The sequence below is a fragment of the Chryseobacterium contaminans genome (assembly GCF_001684955.1).
Classification (GTDB): domain Bacteria; phylum Bacteroidota; class Bacteroidia; order Flavobacteriales; family Weeksellaceae; genus Chryseobacterium; species Chryseobacterium contaminans.
Window position 1 is genome coordinate 1 of sequence record NZ_MAYF01000321.1, and the last position, 21311, is coordinate 21311.

Annotated in this window: 18 protein-coding genes and 1 pseudogene; 3 read left to right on the plus strand and 16 right to left on the minus strand. The window is 37.1% G+C overall.

Features of this window, described 5'->3' with window-relative positions; genetic code table 11:
• The coding region (locus tag BBH99_RS16995; protein ID WP_317041504.1) for a ketopantoate reductase family protein at positions 1 to 350 on the plus strand (350 nt) is incomplete at its 5' end.
• A gap of 183 nt (positions 351 to 533) precedes the next feature.
• Here the strand turns inward: BBH99_RS16995 and BBH99_RS17000 are convergent.
• From BBH99_RS17000 to BBH99_RS17015, 4 genes are all read right to left on the minus strand, one after another.
• Positions 534 to 884, minus strand: coding sequence for a 4Fe-4S dicluster domain-containing protein (locus BBH99_RS17000; protein WP_066698428.1), 351 nt, complete (start codon positions 882 to 884; stop codon positions 534 to 536).
• Between the two features lie 194 nt (positions 885 to 1078).
• Positions 1079 to 1633, minus strand: a complete 555-nt coding sequence (locus tag BBH99_RS17005; protein ID WP_066698433.1) for an NADPH-dependent FMN reductase — start codon at positions 1631 to 1633, stop codon at positions 1079 to 1081.
• A gap of 5 nt (positions 1634 to 1638) precedes the next feature.
• A complete protein-coding gene (locus BBH99_RS17010) occupies positions 1639 to 2139 on the minus strand; it encodes a DUF2480 family protein (protein ID WP_066698436.1) in 501 nt (166 codons plus the stop codon).
• Between the two features lie 31 nt (positions 2140 to 2170).
• The gene (locus tag BBH99_RS17015) at positions 2171 to 2797 is read right to left on the minus strand and encodes a superoxide dismutase (protein ID WP_066698438.1); all 627 of its coding nucleotides are present in this window, start codon (positions 2795 to 2797) and stop codon (positions 2171 to 2173) included.
• A gap of 194 nt (positions 2798 to 2991) precedes the next feature.
• On the opposite strand from BBH99_RS17015, the gene BBH99_RS17020 reads away from it, so the two are divergent.
• Entirely contained in the window at positions 2992 to 3612 is a 621-nt protein-coding gene (locus BBH99_RS17020) for a helix-turn-helix transcriptional regulator (protein ID WP_066698440.1), read from the plus strand.
• A gap of 117 nt (positions 3613 to 3729) precedes the next feature.
• Entirely contained in the window at positions 3730 to 4413 is a 684-nt protein-coding gene (locus tag BBH99_RS17025) for a sterol desaturase family protein (protein WP_228390830.1), read from the plus strand.
• 127 nt (positions 4414 to 4540) lie between these two features.
• Here BBH99_RS17025 and BBH99_RS17030 read toward each other — a convergent pair whose 3' ends face one another.
• The 12 genes and pseudogenes from BBH99_RS17030 to BBH99_RS17085 form a co-directional block, all read right to left on the minus strand.
• Positions 4541 to 4819, minus strand: coding sequence for a hypothetical protein (locus BBH99_RS17030; RefSeq protein ID WP_066698445.1), 279 nt, complete (start codon positions 4817 to 4819; stop codon positions 4541 to 4543).
• Between the two features lie 14 nt (positions 4820 to 4833).
• The gene (locus BBH99_RS17035) at positions 4834 to 5595 is read right to left on the minus strand and encodes a hypothetical protein (RefSeq protein ID WP_066698447.1); all 762 of its coding nucleotides are present in this window, start codon (positions 5593 to 5595) and stop codon (positions 4834 to 4836) included.
• 564 nt (positions 5596 to 6159) lie between these two features.
• Positions 6160 to 7146, minus strand: coding sequence for a phytase (locus tag BBH99_RS17040; protein WP_066698481.1), 987 nt, complete (start codon positions 7144 to 7146; stop codon positions 6160 to 6162).
• A gap of 55 nt (positions 7147 to 7201) precedes the next feature.
• On the minus strand, positions 7202 to 10012 hold the full coding sequence (locus BBH99_RS17045) for a TonB-dependent receptor (RefSeq protein ID WP_066698449.1): 2811 nt from the start codon (positions 10010 to 10012) through the stop codon (positions 7202 to 7204).
• 119 nt (positions 10013 to 10131) lie between these two features.
• Positions 10132 to 10515, minus strand: a complete 384-nt coding sequence (locus BBH99_RS17050) for a hypothetical protein (RefSeq protein ID WP_066698451.1) — start codon at positions 10513 to 10515, stop codon at positions 10132 to 10134.
• Positions 10516 to 10787: 272 nt separating this feature from the next.
• Positions 10788 to 16430 carry a hypothetical protein gene (locus BBH99_RS17055; RefSeq protein ID WP_066698453.1) on the minus strand — a complete coding sequence of 1881 codons (5643 nt, stop codon included), beginning with the start codon at positions 16428 to 16430 and terminating at the stop codon, positions 10788 to 10790.
• Positions 16431 to 16513: 83 nt separating this feature from the next.
• Positions 16514 to 17386 (minus strand): tail fiber domain-containing protein, encoded by an 873-nt coding sequence (locus BBH99_RS17060; protein ID WP_083188865.1) that lies wholly within the window; start codon positions 17384 to 17386, stop codon positions 16514 to 16516.
• A 42-nt stretch (positions 17387 to 17428) separates the two neighbouring features.
• The gene (locus BBH99_RS17065) at positions 17429 to 17965 is read right to left on the minus strand and encodes a TetR/AcrR family transcriptional regulator (protein WP_066698464.1); all 537 of its coding nucleotides are present in this window, start codon (positions 17963 to 17965) and stop codon (positions 17429 to 17431) included.
• 152 nt (positions 17966 to 18117) lie between these two features.
• Entirely contained in the window at positions 18118 to 19563 is a 1446-nt protein-coding gene (locus BBH99_RS17070) for an autotransporter outer membrane beta-barrel domain-containing protein (RefSeq protein WP_066698465.1), read from the minus strand.
• 213 nt (positions 19564 to 19776) lie between these two features.
• Positions 19777 to 20076 carry a transposase gene (locus tag BBH99_RS17075; RefSeq protein WP_066698473.1) on the minus strand — a complete coding sequence of 100 codons (300 nt, stop codon included), beginning with the start codon at positions 20074 to 20076 and terminating at the stop codon, positions 19777 to 19779.
• Between the two features lie 21 nt (positions 20077 to 20097).
• A complete protein-coding gene (locus BBH99_RS17080; protein WP_066698477.1) occupies positions 20098 to 20526 on the minus strand; it encodes a transposase in 429 nt (142 codons plus the stop codon).
• Between the two features lie 583 nt (positions 20527 to 21109).
• Positions 21110 to 21311 (minus strand): annotated as a pseudogene (locus BBH99_RS17085) (hypothetical protein); the annotation flags it as partial.

Below are 21311 nucleotides of genomic sequence, written 5' to 3' on the forward strand. Positions count from 1 at the left end.
GGCTGGTAACAGCTAAGCATAATTCATCTATTGGAACTGTTTGTACCGATGAAGAACAAAAGCAGGAAGCAACAGAAATTATGAAGGAAATAAAGCAGATTGCAGATCAAAAAGGAATTTATCTTTCAGAAGACATCATTGAGAAAACTTTTGAGAAAGCATCTACATTTCCTTTTGAAACTCCAACATCTTTACAACTGGATATTCATTCCGGGAAGAAAGATAATGAGCTGGAACTTTTTGCAGGAGCAGTTTTAAAATATGGTGCAGAGGTGCATATTGAAACTCCTTTCACCCAAAAGATCTATAATGAGATTAAGGGGAAGCATATTTCGGCTAAAGCCAATTGAATTATAATATTATAAAAAGGCGGGTTTTAATCCGCCTTTATTGATTGAATAGAAATTTAAATATAATGAAGGCTTGAATGTCTTTTATTAAAATACACGGTCCCGATCTTAAATGACTTTGAAGTGCAATGATGCTAAGTTGTTGTTACATAATAGATTATTGGGATTTATGGCATGAAAAGTCTAGACTCCGTGCATAAACTTCTGCCGGTCTAGCAATACTTCTTCTGTTTCACGATGGTCCGGATCATCAATACAGCAATCTACCGGGCAAACGGCCTTACATTGAGGTTCTTCATGAAACCCTTTGCATTCCGTACATTTTCCGGATACAATATAATATACCTCATCAGAAACTGCCTGGTTATAAGCACCTGCGTCTGCTTCCGTTCCATCCGGGAAGGTGATATGCCCCGAAAGTTTTGTCTTATCCTGCCAACGCCAGTCAATGGCTCCCTCATAAATGGCTGAATTAGGGCATTCAGGCTCACAGGCACCACAGTTGATGCAGGCATCTGTTATTTTAATAGCCATAATATTTAATTTTGAATATTGTAAAAAGGGATTCCTTCAACATCATACTGTTTTAGAAATCCCTACTAAACTTAATTAAAACAGTTTCAATAATTTATTATATCATAAATTGTGCAAACTTGTATTTTGAATCTGTTAATCTGTCGCAATTCTATGATTCATCTTTTATGTTGTTAGACAATATCATTGATTTATTATCGGTTTTCTATTTTCTTTGTAGCAGCTATGCTGATAAGCTTATCCAGTTTATCGGCATAGAATGCTGAGATTTGTTTGGGGTTCTCAGAGGAGAATAAAGAGCTTTTCAAAATGGGGACACTAAAAGGGAGTGGCCATGCCCTTAATGATTTGGCAATAGTATCCATCGTATTAATTCCCTGCATTGCCTGTAAGCCATCTGCCCAGCAAACCAGCCCTATAGTTTTGTCTGTAAGATAAGGTTCATATGAATTCGCAGTTACTTCAAGCCAATCGAGACAGTTTTTCATTACTCCCGGAATACTTCCATGATAGAGTGGAGCCAGCCAGAAGTGAAGATCTGCATCCTGAAATAGTTGAGTCATTCTTTCCACGGCCAAAGGGGGCTTGGTTAGGGTAACATCAAACAAAGGAATTCCGGAATCTGTGAGTGTAAAAATTTCAGTACGGATTCCAAGTGCTTCCAGCTGTTCTGATATATAAGCAGAGATCAATTCGGAAGTAGATTCTGTTCTTCTTTCCAGAGAACCGTTGAATATGATAGCTTTCATTTGTTTTATTTTTTGAAAATTACTTTTGGAAGTCCTATTTCTCCATACATCAGGCTCTTTACCAAGGGTTTTAAAAGTTCAGTGGCTAATACATATAATGACGGATCATGGGAACTATGCGCTCTGACAACTACTTTCTGATCTTTAAAATGCTTTAGATCTGCATAAATCAGGCGGCGTTTCCAAAGATCAAGTAATATCTTTTCAGCACTGTTTAAATCCACATAAACAGCATAAGGTGAAAGCTTTTCCATAAGAAACATATAGGCCCAAGGTGGAATAATAGCATCTGTTGAACAAACAATTCCAACAGCCTTGTTTTGATACACAGAATAATCTACTGCTGAAATTGATTCTTTAAATTCTTTTTCCTTCACAATCATTCCCATAAAAAGATGATCCTTAATATCTAATTCTATAATTTCTGTAGTAGGCTTATAGTCTGAAAAGTCAAAAGCAATAATGCCTGAAGCAGCTGCTTTATTGACGAAAACCTGAGTATCCATTGCTTATGTTTTTATAATAAAATGTTATAACTTATCTTATTTTTGAAAGGGCTTCCTCATATTTTTTCTCTACCGCTGACCAGTCTAATACAGACCAGAAAGAATCCAGATAATCTGCTCTTTTGTTTTGGTAAGCCAGATAATAGGCATGTTCCCAAACATCAATTCCAAGGATCGGAAAGCCTCTGTTTACCAGAAGAACATCCATCATTGGGTTGTCTTGATTAGGCGTAGCGCTTACGGCAAGAGAACCGTTGAATTTTACATACAACCAAACCCATCCGGATCCGAATTGCCCTAACCCGGATTTCTTCATCTCAGCCTTCAGATCTTCAAGGCTTCCAAACGTGGCTGTGATCGCTTCATTCAGCTTTCCTTCGGGAGTTAATTTAGGTTGTGGAGAAAGGATTTCCCAGAATAAAGAATGATTGAAGTGCCCGCCGCCGTTATTTCTTACAGCAGGACTGTATTCACTGATCCTTTGTAGTAAAGAGTCCAGATCCGGGTTAGTTTCATTGGTTTGCTCCAGGGCAGTATTCAGGTTGTCTACATAAGCCTGATGGTGGCGCTGGTGGTGGATAGTCATTGTATTTTTATCTATAAATGGTTCCAGTGCATCGTAGGCATAGGACAGCTGAGGTAGTGTAAACAGTTTCATTGCGTTTATTTTTTGATTAATGTGAGACAAAGGTATAAATATATTTCAATAAAACAACTTTTTTGTTGTTTTATTAATTGTGGTGAATTTTATTTTAAATTGCTGTAAATTAGATTATTGTTATTTGTTTTTTAAAGATTATAGAAAATGACTATCTTTGTTGTTGAAAAATAAAACAACTAAAATATTGTCAAATGAAGAAGCCGGCAGCAGATCGCATTCTGATGTTTTTAAAGATGAGGGGGGAAGCCACTTCACTTCTGATGGCTAAGGAGCTGTCCATCACAAAAGAGGGAGCGAGAAAGCATTTGCTGAATCTTGCAGAAGCCGGACTGATTGAACCAATAATAAAAAGCGAAGGAGTGGGCCGTCCTTCTACCTATTATACCCTTACAGATAAAGGTCTGGCTCAATTTCCTGATACTCATGCAGAAGTAACGGTTCAGCTTTTACAATCTGTAAAAAACCTTTTAGGAGAAAATGCACTTGATCTATTGATTACTGATCGTGAAAAGCATACTTATAAACGCTACGAAAAGGCTCTTTCCAAAGCCAAAACTTTAGAACAACGCCTGGGAGCTCTTGCCGAAGCCAGAAGTAAAGAAGGTTATATGGCAGAATGGAAAAAGGAGGGCCAAGACTATTTCCTTATTGAAAACCATTGCCCGATTTGTGCTGCAGCAACAGAATGTCAGGGATTCTGCAAAGCTGAACTCTCCAATTTCCAGTCATTGATTGGAGATGATTATCAAGTGGAAAGGGTAGACCATATTATTTCAGGTGGGCAGCGATGTGTGTATAAAATCAGTCAGTAATGTTTACAGAGGCTTTATTACCTTATTTTATTCCAAAATTCATACATTTATAACATCAAGTTGAAAGAAGATGCTTTTATGAATGGTAATGGGACGATACTTTCTGATTATATAAATATGTTTTGGCTGTTTTCCTGGCCACAATGGGTTGCGTTCAGCCTGATGAGCAATGTTTTTTTGTATTTATTTTCAATCGGGGTGTATCTTTTTATTGATAAAACCTGTCGTAAAAGCCCATTGCAGGAAAAGAATCATCCAGTTTCAGCATCAGATTTTTTTTTAAGCCTTTTTACTGTTCTTTGTAATAGCCTTGTCATGCTCATAGGTGTTTTTTTATGGAAGAACGGCTGGATTGAGCTTGGGAATACCCAATCAGGGATTACGATTGCTCTGCAGGTTATAGCATTACTTCTTTTCATGGACCTCTTCATGTATTTTTTTCACTATGCCGCCCATTTACCTTTTGTCTATAAATTGATACATGGAAAGCATCATGAACACGTAAGTACCAATTATCTGAGCCTTTTTGTTCTTCATCCCTTTGAGACCATAGGTTTTGGGTTGATGATGCTGGTCTTGCTGATGGGGTATGATTTTTCCGTGATTTCCATTTCTATTTACCTGCTTATTAACCTTGTTTGGGGAACCATAGGACATTTGAACCGGGAATTCTTTCCTGCCAGTTTTGACCGGTATTTAGTGGGCACTACCAGGTTCCATAACCGGCATCATTTGGATGAAACTAAAAATTTTGGGTTTTATACCTCTATTTGGGACAGACTGTTTGGAACCTATAAATAGAAGAGTAGGTCATTTTTGTTGATAAATTCTCACACAGATTTCCAAAAGCTTTTTTATATTTCTTATTTTAAAAATCCTTTGTGCCTTTTGCGTTGAGAAAAACCTGTCATAAACAGATATACAAAACCTAATTTCTATTCAGTTCCTTTGCCTCATCCCAGCATGCAGCACAGAGAATTTTATAGTCACAGCTGATGAACCAATCCTCCTGATCCTGATCTGTTTCAATCTGTTTCTGGGATTCTTCACACATATCACACCAGGCATCCGGACGGCCAAGATCTGCTTCATCAAATTCATGAAAGCCCACAGGTCTTCTATCCAAAAGGCTATGGGCAAGATGGGTACACAGCAAACCTATTTCCTGCTTTCCGTGCAGGGAACATTCAGTATATTTTTTTGACATTTTTAAACGAAATTTTAGGTGTATTCAAAACAGATGACTGCCTTTTTGATGGATTCATCATAAAATAGAAAGATCTGATCTGCCGCATTCTGCTGGAAATCATAGCCTTCAATACAGCATATATAATCTAATGGCTTTTCATTCAGATTGGGTTTGTTTATAAGATTTTCACCTCCGAAATCACTGTCTTCAAGACTCTTTTTCTCAGTATTAAGTTCCTCAAAGATGCCATATAATTTTTTTGCTGCTCTTTCAGCCATATACTCCGAATCTTCATCTTTTTCAAGATCTTCAACGGTTAACAGGCGAAGTCTTTCCAGCCTGCGGATATCGTTCACAGTAAGCCCAGGTCTGCAGGAGTATTTATCATACAGCTTTCCATGCTTTTTGAAATAGGCTTTCTTCAACTGGTACATGGCTTCATTCATATTATATTCTATCTCCAGATCAGAAAACTCTTCTCCATATTGTTCAGGCGTGATTTCTGTAGAAGTCCGGAAATAATTCCAGTCTGCATCAAACTTATATTTTCCGTCAATAATATCAAAACCTAGCATATCCGCTTTCGTAAACGGAGTATGATACTCTTCACTTTCTTCCCCCACACAGCCTTCATAAATTTCCTTTACAGAAACCATATGAAGCCATTCATTTTTGGAGGGATCAAGCAGTTGAAGGTTAAAAGAACAAATAGGCAGAAAATATTTTTTGTGGTTTTCCAGGTCATCATAAAATACATCTTCATAGGCCGGGAAAAGTTTAATGAGTGCACTCATAGAGTAGAAATTAATTTTTAAGTAACCTTAGTGTTATCCTTCAAAAATACGATTAATTGTAAAGAATATGAGGATTAAAGTTTGATTTCATTCAAAACCTTGCCTAGCAGACTGTTAAAATGTTCAAGTTCAGCCGGACTAAGTATCGCCATAGTTTGCCGGGTGATTTTTTTTCGGAATGTTTCAGAATTTTCAATTACAAATTTTCCTTTTTCAGTGGCAGAGAGTATGAATTTTCTTCGGTCTGTCTCATCCTGTCCCAGGGTATTTTTTTTACGGAGAATAAATTCAATGATGTTATTTGTGAAAGTATTATCATCGTGTTGAGAAAATTATACAGATTGAGATAAAAATAAACCATTAAGATTTTTAAAGAAGATAAGAAAAGCTAGGGATAAATCTTTCGATTTTAACTCTGTATCACCACTTCAAGTGAAACTGCTCTTAACTATTCCTAAATATTTATTAATCTTAATGGTTTAGCGCTATTATCTAAAGAGGAATTTAACCATAAATATTCATTCAATACAATATATGATCATGGTGCTATTGGTGTTGAAAAAATCACTGTTTTGCTTTCATAGCGGCTTGAATTCTCTCTTCAATAAGCCTCCAGTCGTACAAATGAAATACTCTTCCGTTACTCATGGCTACAAAAACTCCTTTAGGAAATTTAGGGCCTAAATTAACGTTGGTTACCTCAGAACCGTCACTTTCAAGAGTAGAAACCGGGATCGCTGCAATTCTTCCTTTTGCAGGATTTTCTCTCAGATAAACATTAAAGGAATCGTTCTGCTGATCGGAAACCAAAATATATCCTTTTCCTTTGGACGTAGGATAAATGGAAATTCCTTCTACATCCGATGTAAAATCACCTTGTCCGAAAACGAGAATTTCTTCATTTCCTTTTGCCGGGTCTGCATAATATTGGTGAACCCCAAACTGCTCATCGGAATAATAAATATATCCCAGTTCATCATCCACTGCGATGCTTTCAATTTCTTTTAACCCACTGTATTTCCCAAACTTGCGGATCACATCTCCAGTGATACTTCCATTCTTTTCAGAGAGCTTGTATTGCCATAAATACCCGTCTTTGGGTCCGGATTTTCTTCCGACAATCACAAAAAGATCTTCTGTATCAGGGTTTTTGTACATAGAAATTCCCATTGGACCTCGTTCTGTTTCTCCATCAAACACAGAAAACTCACCAACTTCTTTTAACTCAGGAAGTGAATAGAGCTTTACCTTATTGGTTTCACGTTCTGTAACTGCTGCAATGTCTGTCTTTTTTCCATTTAAAGTAAAACCATATTCAATATCCACGTTATTGGGACGTTTCAGCCCTAAAACTTTATGAGTGATTTTACCGTTCAGATCAAAGGCATACAGTCCGCCATCCGTATCCTTATCTGTTCCGATGATGATACTTTTTGAAGCATCTTTAGGATTGATCCATATTGCAGGATCATCGGTATCATGAACTACGGTTTCCGTAATAATGGTTGGCTTTAATTTTTCTACAGATTGATGCTGTCCTTTGCAGCTCATTACGAAAGGAAAAGTGGTAAGTGCTGCTAAATAAAATGTTATCTTCTTCATATTCTTAAAAATCGAATTTCACTCCCATGGTAAATCTAGGCCTGTAATATTCTGCCTGTGCCGTTCTGCTTGGAATACCCTGGTAATATCTTAACGGTTGATTCGTTAAATTATTGGCTTCGGCAAAAATTCTTAGCTGGCTTGTAATTTTATAGGAAGCATTGGCATCCAGGAAGAACTGTTTATCATAATACCGGTCATCAAAAGATTTTCCGCCCAGCTCATCAATGTAATGAGAGGCATAATTCATGGAAACCCTTGCAGAGAAACGTTTATTCTCCCACGAAAGTGATCCGTTGAACATATGCGGAGCTGCTCCCGGAAACCCTACATCTGTTCTTTCAATTCCTTCTTCATTGGTAATTCCTTTAGCTTTTGAATGAGTATAAGTATAGTTAACATAAACTCCCAAACCTTTCCAGAATGCACCTGGGATAAAATCCAACTGTCTCTGTAAAGCCACTTCAAAACCATAGATACTTACATTGTCTCCATTACGCTGCTGGGTAAACTTCCAGTTGCTTTCTCCTGCCGGAATTGGGTTGGATTGTCCCGCAAAATCGTTGGCAAAATCATCGGCCGTATAATTTCTTCTGGAAAAAGTATAAATAAAGTCTTTCAGGTTTTTGTAAAAGATCCCTCCGGAAAGAATTCCCACAGATTTAAAGTACTTTTCTGCCATAAAATCGAAATTGTAAGAATAGGTTGCCTTTAGATTAGGATTTCCTGCTGATACAATTTCGTCTTCCGAAATAACGTTAAGATAAGGAACCAATGAATAATAGTTCGGGCGGGCAAGGGCCGTTGTAAATGCTGCACGAAGCACAAGATCCTGAACCGGAACATACTTGAAAGACAAATTCGGAAGGACATTGGTATAGGTATTGGTGTTATTGATTTTTCCAACCAGATCTTTTTCATTCATAACGTAATTTCCGGTGTAATCAATCTTGGTAGTTTCCACACGTGCTCCTACGATCATAGAGAGTTTATCATTGAAATCCTGGTCCCAACGGATATATCCTGCATAGATCTGCTCTTTGGCGCTGTAATTATTGGAAAGGAATTTTGAAGGCTTCGATTTTCCGTTGAATAAAGCAGGATTAAACAAATCCAATCCTCCTAAATAAGCAGGATCAACAAATGTTCCCGGAACATAATTTCCCGGCTGAAAGTTGTGGCCGTCAAGGTAGAGAGTAGGCACAGACAGAAGGCTTCCCATACTGCTCGTAGGTGTAAATGCATAAAAATCATTTTCCCTTTCCTTTTCTTTCAAACGGAGCCTTGCCCCGGTACGAAGTCTTCCTTTTTGACCATCAATTACAGAAAAAGGGAAACGTACATTCACTTTAGCACCAAATTCTTTTTCCTGAGTGAAGCTGTTGGCATCGGAAAGATCGCTGAGTTTATAGCTTCCCAGGTTATCTGCGGTAAGAAGGCTGAACATTGGTTTTCTTGGATTACTTAGGTCCGGAGAAAAGTTCATCTTGCTGTTCTCAAATTCAATATAACGCTGGTGAGGCTTGTCTTCACTTGCTATAGCATAATTCATGGACCAGTCGAGATCTACCTTAGAACCCAGCAAATGTTCTCCTCTTAATGCATAATTCTGAACTTTTTGTTTTTCAAGACGGGTATTGTCATTTGTGGCATCTCCGCCTTTGTTTTGCCTTGTGATACTGCCTTTCCAGTCAATGATTTCAGATTCATCAGCATTGTAAACCGGTTTTATTTTATATCCCAGAGCAAATCTGTTTTCCTTATCGTTTCTGAAGTTGTACATCGCTGAAGCATAGATCTTGTTCTTGGAATTGAATTCATAATCCATATTCAGATCAAAACTGTGTCTGATACGGTGTTCGTTATAGTGACGAACGCCCATTTTGCTTACATAAACCGTTTGAGCCTTATCATTGGCCTGGCTCCATACTGGTTCTATATTGTCTGATCCAAAATTATTATTGTTGTAAGAGAAGCTGAATACAGCACCCAGTTTCTTATTTAAAAAACGATCTCCATAGACCAGTCCTGCAGTATAATTTCCTTTTTCCCGGATAGGATTGTAACCGCCTGCTAAGGTTGCAGAAATTCTGCGCCCGTTAGGAGAAGCTCTTGTAATCAAGTTGACAGAGCCACCAATAGCATCAGCATCCATATCAGGAGTAAGGGTTTTATTGACTTCAATGGTTGAAATCATATCAGAAGGAATAAGGTCCATCTGAACATTACGGTTATCTCCTTCAGCAGAAGGAATCCTGTCACCATTTAAGGTTACAGAGTTCAGATTGGGAGCAAGCCCTCTGATGATAAGGTTTCTGGCTTCACCCTGATCATTCTGTATGGTAATCCCCGGAACTCGTTTAAGCGCATCCCCGATATTGGCATCCGGAAAACGTCCGATCTGGTCAGCAGAGATCACATTGGTGATGTTGGAGTTGTTCTTTTGCTTATTCAAAGCTCTTGCCTGATTCTTCAACGTAGCTCCGGAAACAACAATTTCACCAATATTTGTTTCCTTTTTACTGAAAATAATGTTTTGCTGGGTATTTTTTTCAGAGGCTACAATCACTTCATACTGATGGCTGCCATATCCAAGGTAATCCACCTTCATGGTGTAATTTCCGGGAGGAACGTTCAGAAATACAAAATTTCCATGTTCATCAGATGTTGTATAGATATTTCCCGGGTTTAGGGAGATTTTGGCTCCCGGCAGGGCAATTTTGGAATCGTCATTGATGTTTCCGGAAAGGGTTCCGGTTTGTGCATAGAAAAATAGAGAAGCACAAAATAAAACAGATGTAAAAATTTTCTTCACTTTCTTGTCATTAGATAAAAATCACAACAAAATTAAACGCATGTTTGGGAAAAGGATTGAAGTTAAAGTTAACATTGTTTTAAGATTTGTTAATACTGGAGCGGGAATACAGCACTTTATTATAGTTCAGAACCTAGATTTTCTTCTGTAGTGTTACCTTCCAACAACAAAGTCAGTTCATTACATCGTATAATCTTACCTTTATGGATGGTGAATTCTGCCAAGACTTTATGTTTTACAACGCTGCCATCTTTCAATACTGACTTTGCTGTATGATGCGTAAAAATGATATTTCCATTTTCAGCATAATTAATGATGTCAATTTTTTGTTCAACTACTTTTTCTTTGAGTTTTTTTATATGCAGAATGAATTCTTCATAATTGAGTTGATGATGATCCACAAGCTGGATGTAGTCTTTTGAGAAGTATTTTTCAATCAATGATAAATCAAGTACAGGATTTTCTAAAATATTGCTGAAAACCTGTTGGATAATATGTTTCATAAGATATTGTTATGAAACAAAATTATCCCCAAATTTGATGGGCAAACGATAACATTTGTAAACGGTTTATTGAAAAAATAATCATAAAGATTTTTGATGAAGCAATGGTTTTAAAAAACTTTCTTTTCCACAAATAATCAGCAAAATTTGTGGGAGGAAACATCTTTTGATGGAGTGAAGAGATAGCAACAGACACAATACATAAAAAACCGCACTGAAATTATTTCAGTGCGGCTCATGGTTATTAGGTTTGAATGAATTTCTAATAAGTTTTAATCGTTATCAACCCTGATCCATTTTCCATTTTCGACGCCTTCATAGAAATGATCGTTATGATAAATAATAGCTCCCTGAATATGAGTTTTATGAGCAGGAAGAGTAAGTGTTTCCGGTAAAGCATTGGTATTTCTGATCATAAATACCTCATTTCCTTCTTTAATTACAATTCCTGTCCCTGAGATAAGTCGTGTTACTCCCGCTTCTGAAGGAGGATTAGTTACTGTTACGGGGCTTAATTCAGACAGACGTCTTGCTCCCATATCGGAAGTACAGCCTCTAAGAACTTGATCCATCAGCATTATCACTCCCGGAGTAGGGCAATCCGGATTGATGTTCACTACAATTTCCTTATTATTGATGACAACCGGGCAAGCTTCTCCAGTAGCAAAACGGATACTTTTGAGACGGTATACAACCGTTCCTGTCTGTCCTTTAGAATGAAGAATAATAGCTTCTCCATTCGGTGCAGAAGTAATTGTCTGATCCGGTCCGTCATTAATGGTATAGGTGAAAATATAGGTTTGGGCAAGGGACCCTTTAAACTTCACCTGTATATCTCCCGAAGCCTGTTTTGATGCACTCATAGATGAAGATATGGTATTATCAGCAGGTAGAGCAATAGAGGAGATGGTAAAATCTTCTGTAATATTACATCCGTCCTGGCTATACGTTACATTCACCCTGTAATTTCCCGGCTGGGTAAACGTTACCAAACGTCCTGTGCTTATCACTCCTGAGTTAGGATTATTAAGCTTAGTCCATGTATAAGTAGCATTAGGATCTGTACCAAATAGGGTGGAAGCATCATAAGTCTTAGGAAATTCTGAAGCACACAGCACTTTATTTCCGCCAAATCCTGCAGCCTGAACATTCGTAGGAATAATAGAAAGATTAGCGGTATTTCCCAGATCCTGACTGTTTCCGAAAGCACTTACCGCACGGGAGAAATTCATATCTCTGATGGATGCATAGAACATTGTATATGCAGCGGCGGGATCCAGATTAATTGTATTCTGACCTGCTGTAGATCTCAGTACAGAAATTCTGTTACACGGAGTTCCGGTCATAAAGAGATTTTCAGTAACAGTCTGGTTGTTATCAACCTGATAAGACCCCGGATTAAAATATAACGTCTTGTATTTTCCTGAAGAACTCAAGGTACTTACGCTATTGATAGTGGTACTTCCAAGGAAGGTCACTTTGTTGAAATTCCAGACTCTTGATCCCGTATTTACAATTCCATCCTTCCAAACCGTTAAATCCCCAAAATTGAAACCTGCCGGAGTATTGGTGGTAAAATATCCCATATCAGCTTTCACATCAGCAGCATTTAAAGTCAATGGATTATTTCCTGTAGTGATGTAAAAATAAGGACTATAGAAGTTATAGAAGGGGATACTTGGCATATAATAGTTAGCTGTCCCGGCACTGTTGGTTCTGGTTCCTGTAAGAACAGACTGTCCAAGGTCTAGAACCGGATTGTTGTTAATTGATTGATTCCAGCTGAAATTCACTAATGTCATAGGATAGCTGTTGGTTTTGAATCCTGCCGCATTAAGGAAGTTAATATCTCCCTGATAAGGACTCTTCAGCTCAAAATAATCCTGAGCATTAACATTCAGGTGTGTAAAAGCTCCTTTTGTATCAATATACCTTGTTTTTCCGGTAGTTGTTCCCTGGGCCATAATAATATTTCGGGTCAACCCAAAAGCAGACATAGGAATGATGGTTTTTATATCACTTTGCAATGTCAGATTACCATAAACAGACAGATAATAAGGATTGCCACCATCTGTAGTGAAATCAAGTACAGGCTGGTTGGTTGCATTATTAAAAGTAACATTATTGGCTTTTGAAAGATAAGCACCTCTGATTTGTATTTTATTCAATGTGGCCGTGAACCCAGAATTCTGGTCAAAGAATACATTATCAATGGCTGTTGGAATATCACATGCACTTATAGGGGTTCCACCTGAAGCTAATGACCAATGCTGAGGATCTCTCCACAATCCTTGCCCACCTATCCAATAAAGATTTCTTGGAGTAGAAGGAATCGCATCCTGAAAATTAATTCCACTGTTTCCTCCAAGGTCCGTACTTGATGTAGCAGTATAGGTTTGTCCACCAGATGAAGAGATAGATTTTATCTGAACTTTATCCATTACAAAATTGGATGGATTGATGCTGTAATTAGGAAGTATTAAAGTTCTCAATGGAGCACCTGATGAAGCTAAAGTAATACGATCTAAACAATCTCCCAGGATTTTCAATGATTGGTTAACCTGTAGATTACCTTCTAAAGCAACATTATTATTTTTTTCAATAGTCAGATTATTGACAGACATAGGTGTTTTAAGAACAATAGAAGGGTTTACTTTATCAATTCTTGAAGTCATTGCTGAACGGATGATGAAATTATTAATAACGCCGCCAGGAAAATTAAAAGAAATGATATAATCCGTATTAGTTGTTGTATTGGTATATTCTATTTTTTCAAAATAATGGTTTAGATTACTGAATGCAATATCAAAATCAGAACCACCAATAGATTTGAATAATTTGATGACACTATTAGCTGTATTTACAACGGGTTGCCTGGTATTGATTGCAAAGCTGTTGTTAACTGTAAGATCTGCATTGTCCATTACCAGTTTTGAACCGCTTAGATTAAAGTTGATCAGATTCATTACCGTGCCGCTTATATCCAGACTGTTACCTGCAACATCAGTTTGAATGATGCTTGAGCTGTTGCTAAGATCATACTGTGACGTTCCTCTGTTCATTTTCCATTGAGCATCTCCTGAAAAACTTAAAGCAGTTGTAGCTCCATTGGGAGTTACACTTTTTAAAGCACCCGTAGGTTTATTAATGTTAACAAATGTGAATCCGCTGAAGTATCCTGCATCATAATATCCTGAATGCAGAACCATATTTCCATTGACATTTATTTTATAATAGTTGCTGTTTCCCGTAAAATGAGACCTTGATCCGGGAGTCAAACCGCTGAAAATAATATCATTGATCGTAATATCATTGGTAAGCTGTATGCTGGTAATCCCTGTTGTGGAAAATCCGGAATATTGGTCAAAGAAAACATTATCATTAATGGTGGGAAGTCCACAATTAGCTGTTGTTCTTGTACTCGAAGGATCCAGAGACCAGTGGTTGAGGTCATTCCAGTTTCCGTTACCCCCTTTCCAATAAAAATTTTTCGCAATGGTAGCCGTAAAATTGATTCCGGAATTATTTCCACTGTCTATAGAATTGCTGGCATTAATGGGTTTAGCACCGGCAATAGGAGTAATATAGCCCGCATTAATTCCTGAAATATTCATCCTGTTGAGCTGAACAAATCCATTACCGTTAATGTTGTTTCCAAGAATCAGATTATTTCCGCCCTGGCCTGTGAAATTCAATACCAAATCACAGTCTGCCCGATTAAATATCCAGCTGTCAGTGATGGTAAGTTTTATCGTATTATCAAAAATGGTAATATTAGATGGCGCGTTCATGATGACATTTTTGGCTTTAGTATTTCCATAAAATCTGATATCTCCGCTATTGACCTGAAAAAGATCTGTATTCAGGTACTGTATGGTTCCGATACCAGTTCCTTCTTTATAGACCTTACCAAAAAAATGATTGGAATTTCCTGAACTGGAGTAACGTCCGTTGTAATTTTGTATCAATACGGACGTGTTAGGAGCAGTGATGGTTTGTTTAGTTAAAACATTAAAGATATTCTGGTTCAATACCGCATGATCTATATTGACAACGTTGCCCCCTAACCAAAATTCACCTGCCTTTATTTTTCTTCCATCAGCATAAAGATTACTTGTTAAAGCATTATTATCAAAATTGAAAATATTGCCTACTTCCACATCATAAGGAGCGCTCCAACTGGAAGGCAGAAGATAAAAATTATCGTTCCCCGAAATGGCTGCCTGCAGGATTTTCTGACCCTCAAAATTCAGATAACGATTGGTTGTTGGATCTTCTGCGTTATACTTAAGAAAGTTCATCGTTACAAGAGAAGACATATCCTTTTGAAGATAAAGATTACCATACAAAGTCATTGAGACATTCAAAACAGGACTGGCCGGAGCGTTATTCCAGGTCATATTTCTTACAGAGGCCGTTGAATTACCATTACTAATGCTGTTATTTCCTGCAGTAAAGCCTGAATTGACATCAAAAATGACATCATCATACATAATAGGAATACAGTTGACTGAAGATCCTCCTGATGTGAAAGACCAATGAGAAGGATCATTCCAGTTACCACCGCCACCAATCCAGTAGTAGGTTTTTGCTGCTATTCCCGGATAAGTAATATTCCCGGTATTGTTTCCTCCATTTATTCCGGCTGTTACAGACGCTCCTCCGGTAAGCTTTACATTCGCTAAGTGATAACCGTTAAAAGAAGCTACACCATTTCCATTGATAGAAGGCGGAAGAATAAGGTTTAACGGTAATACAGGATCTACAGCTACAAATTTCGGGATGATCCCGTTACATGAAGTATTGGCTGTAAGGGTTTGATTAACCTGAAAAGAGGTAGTACCTGAAGTCTGGCGGAAGTTATACTGCCCACCATTTAAGGTAAGGTTATTGATGTCAAATTGTGATGATCTGAATATGTTATTTCCTTTACCCAGAGTCAGATTTTTTATTTCAAATTTTGTTCCCAGCATTTCAATATTCCCATCACCCAAAACCATATCATTGGTCTTTAGTAAATTGGCATTCAGGATTCCTGAATATAAATTGACCTTATTAAAGTTAAACTGAGTTCCTGTAAAACTTCCGCCTGCTGTACCTATTCCCGTTACTTCATCTACAGTAAGAAGATTTCCGCCTGAAATTTGAGAATATCCTGAAAAAGTCAGAAGTAACTTTTTGATATCCTGAGTGGTCTGTATAGTAAGAACAGGGCAGGAAATGGTAGCCTGAGTAAGATTGGCTGCCGAATTTAAAACCATGGTACTGGTAGTCGTTACCGTTGAGGATCTGAAGTTAGAAGCAGCCGTGGAGCTGTAAGTGAAAGTCATTGCACTGATGTTCCTATTATCCGTATCAAGAAAAGCACTCTCACTGATATTGAACTGAAAGAAACCATTGCTGGCGAAATTTTTTGCGAGTTTAAAAGTTCCGTTTCCCTTTAGGTTTAAAGAAGACAGATAATTATTACTGATATATGAAGCATCAATCATATTATCAGGGATATCGATAAGATTCGGAGTAGGACTGGAGCTATCTGAAAACAGGTTCATCGTCAGGTTATACAGAGCAGAGGCATTGGACTTCCATTTCAGGTTTCCATATACATTGAAAACACTTCCTGATGGAAAATTGAGTTTTGTGGCAAATGAATCTTCTATAATGAAATCCTTACAGGTAGCTGATGATGGAATGGTTAATGTTCCGCCGCTAGTTGGAAATCCGCTTCCCGAAGTAATATAAACATTATCATACCGTGAGGGGATAATAGTGGCTGTTTGTCCCGAAACGGAGCCTATGCGCCAATGGTTAAGATCACTCCAGTTACCTGCACCGCCTACCCAGTAATAATTATTCTGAGCAAATAACAGCTGGCAGGCCAGGAGTAATAAGATGAAATATAATTTATGTTTCATGTTCTTAGAATTACAAAATTGGTATGCATTGAGAAGTTTGTCTCAATCTTTGCTAATTATAGGGTATCCCAAATGAGGGATTGCTAATAAAGTTTATTTGGATTTTTCAGCTCTTGTAATTCTTTTTGTAGTTCTTTAATTTTTTTATCTTGTTCCTGGGCTGTTTGTAATAAAAGAGCAATCAGTTCATTATAGTTTACAGATTTGTACCCATCATTATCTGTACTGACGATGTTGGGAAGTACTTTTTCCACTTCCTGGGCAACAAGACCATACTGAAGCTGGGAATTTCCACCTTTCTTTTTACCGGTTTCATTCCAGAAATAGGAGACAGGCCTTAGTTTGCTTATGATTTCAGAGGAAGATTGTAAAACCGTAATATTTTGCTTAAGTCTTTCATCAGAATTATAATCTATGGCACTGGCTCTCACTGTTCCAGCAACATCCAGCTTAGCTGTTGCAGAAGGATTGGTTCCAATCCCTACACTGCCAGTTCCGGAAAAGACAAGGTTTTTTCCGTTAAGATCCACATTTCTGGAAGCTAGAGGTGTAGTGATAGAGCCATCTGCAGTATAAATATTAGAATTTACACCCATACTCTCCCAATCTGTTCCGTTCCAAAAATAATATCCCGGCTGGGTAATTTTTGAAACTTTTGCGGTGGGTGAAGCCGGCTTGGATGTGGCATAAATCATCAGAGATTCGTTACCGGGTTGAATACTTGCTGTCATTGTCTGAATCTGGTCTCCGGTAAGTCTGGGGATCATAAGTCCTTCAGTCTGTGAACTTCCATCTGTTTTAGCAGTAATGTCCAGGGTAGCTTTAGGATTGGGAGTATTCACTCCGATTTTGCCTCCGGTTTGAGAAAACATCAGAGAACTGATGGTGGTGCTTCCGATAAGGCATAGCCTGAACATTGCAGAATGAGTCTTCTGCACAAAAGTAGAGTTTTGCATAGTTTCTTAATTACTTTTTACTTGAGTATGTATGATTTTTCCTTAGTGTGAGGAATGAAATATATTTTTAATAATAGTTTTCGAAGTTTCAATAAACTCATTGGATCTGTAGAGCTGGCTGGTAAGTATTGAGCTCTCAAAAAGGAGGTAAATATGAGCTGCTATCATCTCATCCTTAACTTCATGGCTGATGAATACTCTCAGTTTATTCTTATGATAGCGAAGAACAGAATGAATTTCCTCCTTGTCGGCAGGTATTTCAGATAAGATATTCCAAAAGCTGCAGCCTCTGAAATCTTCTTTTTCATTCATATAAATAAGAAAATCAAAAGACTTCAGTATTTTTTCTTCAGGAGTTGATGTTCCGGAGATAAACTTTTCCAGTTCAGATGCCCAGTAGTCGTATCTTTGGTTAAGAAATTCAATACACAGATCATCTTTCGACCTAAAATGCTGGTAGAAGCTTGCCTTTGAAACTTTGGCTTCTTCAATAATCTGATTAATACCAGTACTGTTAAAACCTTGTTTGTGAAACAGTAGCAGAGTAGTACTTAATATTCTTTCGCGAGGTTTGGGCATTGGTTAAAAATTTCAACAAATTTAATTAAAAAATGAACAGACTGGTATGTTTGTTAAAAATTATATGATTTACTTTATTATTGATGTAAAATGACAGAAAAACAGCAGTGAATTTTCACTGCTGTCAGAGATTCTTACTGATATATGGATGATTAGTTTTTTACAACAAATAGTGTATTAAGCAGGAAAGATCCTGCCCAATTGTTAAGCATATTATCAGATCTTACGATGGATACCGTCATTCTTGTTTTACCACCTATTGTTTCCAGCTTAATAAAAGAAGGGTTGTATACATCAGGATAGGTTTGATTATTACCTGTAGTAAGCTGCGGATAAATTTTCCCCGGATCTGCAAAAGGAGTTCCCTGATATTCATATATGATGGTCATTCTTGCAGGGGTGATATTAGTTGCTGTGGTTGTATACGGGCTGCTGCTCCCGCTAAACCCACTTCCAGTCGTCGTAAAAGTGACATTAGCTGCAACTGATGATTTTGAGATTACCCACCAACCATCAGAATCGTAAGCTGTATTAGAATGGTTGTTAAAATCTGAAGTATATTGATTATGAGGAGGTATAATGAGCTGGAAAGAAGACATAGAGAGAGAAGAATATCCCAATGTACCATCTGCTTTGGCAACAACCGATCTGGGAAAGTTGGCTGCATCACTGCCGTTCACCAATCCTCTTATGCGGGTATTGCCATTTATGTCCAGTTTTTCAGTAGGAGCGTCGGTTGTTCCGACTCCAACGTTTCCTGTAGATTTTATAACCAGTCTATCGATCAATCCGGAAGCATCTCCTCGTGTCTGAAAAGCCAAACCTCCGAAATTGCTTCCTACATTTCTGTCAATACCTTTAATTACTGAGGCAGAGGTTCCAGTAGAAGTTGTAGAAGAAACAAAATCAATGGATCCTGCAGAACTACTGGTTCCATTGGTATTATACACTACCATATTTCTTGCTGCATTCTGGTTGCAATCTGCACCACAATTGTTAATTCCTGTTGCAAAAACATCTCCTGTGCTGCCCCCAACTGCATTAAGAGTATTTAATATTGCTGATGGAGAAGTTGTTCCTATACCAATACGATTAGCAAAAGTATCTACACTGAAGGTGGCACCATCAATACTGAAATGATTAGATCCTGCTGTGGCAGCTGAGGTAAAAGAAAGAGTTTTATCTGCCATGGTTACAATGCGGTTGCTTCTAAGGATACCATCAGCAGTATAAATGTTGACTGCTCCGGGACCGCCACTTATTTTTTGCCATACAATTCCATCAAAATAATAGTAGCCTGTAGTATCTACATTGATTCGTGAACCTGTTGTATTCCCGGTACTGATATCCGTAATATAAATCAAAGCACCTTTCTGATCTGTGCCATATGAAGCTGTATTAGCTGTAAGTTCGCCCCTTGTTAATCTTGGAGCCTGGATTCCAAGTAACTGAGTATTGTCTGTAATATTGCCTGAGGCATCTCTTTTGGCTCCTACATCCAGGGTAGTCTTAGGAGCAGGGGTATTGATTCCTACCTGAGCGGAAAGAAATCCACTAAAAAGCAATACGCTTGCAATAGGTAAAATAATTTTTTTCATAGAGGTGTTATTAAATGATATTTCTGGAAAGAGAATGTGTATGAGTGTTTTATGGTATAAAAATCTTTAAAAATCTTTGATTGGTGAAAAATATAAATACTACAAATATCCTTCAATGGTGTAAACAGATTTGTAATCCTTCTTAAATTCGCATTTATCTAATTTGATGGCTGGTACCCATCTATAAATTTATTTTGAAGAGAATAATCTTTTTCATTTGGTCACTGTATTTCTGCTAAGCCTGAAATGGCTTGCCAGCTGGCTGTTATTCAGATTGTATTTTTTCTGATGATCCAGAATCTGTAAAATGGTTGTTTCATTAAATGATCTGTGCTTCTGATTAATGTCGGTATTTTCGAAATCAAAGATGAGTCTGTTCAATTCCAGAATATCCAAGGCGGTAAGTGCTTTTTTTCTGAGAATCGGACTGCATACTTTTAGCTTGTCAGGATGTTTTCTCATAAGAATATCCGTGAAAATACGCTTATAGTTGGGTTCATGATTCTTTTCCATATTAAGAGAGTTATATTGGTTTTATGAAGATGAATATTTTTCAATCCATTTGTATAGGGTGGTTTTGGGAATCCTGTATTCTGTAATGACCTGTTTTTTAGTTTTTGTACCGGAACTGATCATTTCCAGGATAAAACCAATCATTTCAGAAGTGTAGATATTCTTTCTAAATTGCGGCAGGGAGGTTTTTTGGTCAGAATCTTTCTGGAAATTTTTAATGGCAGGAGGAGAATAAAAAATAAGATGCTGAGAATAAAGCCTGAAAAAGTCATATTCCAGTAGCTTACTCCATTTTAATAGCAATGCTGCCGAAATATCTTCAGATTGATATATTTTTTTAAGCTCGTCTTCAGTACACTTAAAATAGCTGCATAAACGGACTGCTTCCATTTCTTTCTCATCAACTCTTGTTTGTATGAGTTTGCCAATATGTATTTCCTTCAGATTCATGTATAATGGTTTGTGTTTTTTATGGTTTTCCTGCCGCATATTATGTATTCATATGTTTCCCTGTCATTTTGGGTGTGGAGGTATTAATTCCAACTTGTGACTTTTTATTTCCGGGAATAGACAATGTAATCAGATGACTGATGAAATAATTTTTTCATGATTTGAAATTTTAGAAAATGGATTCAAATTTTTTTGAAATTGAATTTGAAAATCTCCTGTGTTTTATTGAGTACAATGTTAATGAAAAACTGTTTTTTCCTGAAAGAAATTAAGGTCTACTTACATTCTATACTTGTGTAATGTATTGTAATACAGGTTGTTTTGTTATTTGTTGAAGGATGCTTGTAGTAGAAGTAAAGATACTTTAGAAAATAAAATTATATCTTTTTATGGAGAATTATAGCAAAAGAAAGTGAATTTTTGAATTTTTTTCTTCACTAGCTCCGGATATTTTCACCAGCTTTCATAAGTTTTACTTAAAAAGGAAAGTCTTCGTTTTATATCTTTTATTTTTTTGAATAATAAATTGCTGTACTGTTATAATCTAAAGCTTGTAAATCATATTATAATTCTGAGAATTTATTTATACAAATCCTTTGGCATAATAAAGCTGGATAAGAAAAAACAGTAAAGTAAAGAACCATACTACATAAGGATGATAACGGAAATTCTCTTTCAGAATATGATGAAGAGCTTTGAATAGTTTGAAGAGCCCAATAATTCCTATGGTGAAAAATACAAAGAAAATGAAAAAGAAGATATTATCTCTGGAACTATAATAATTT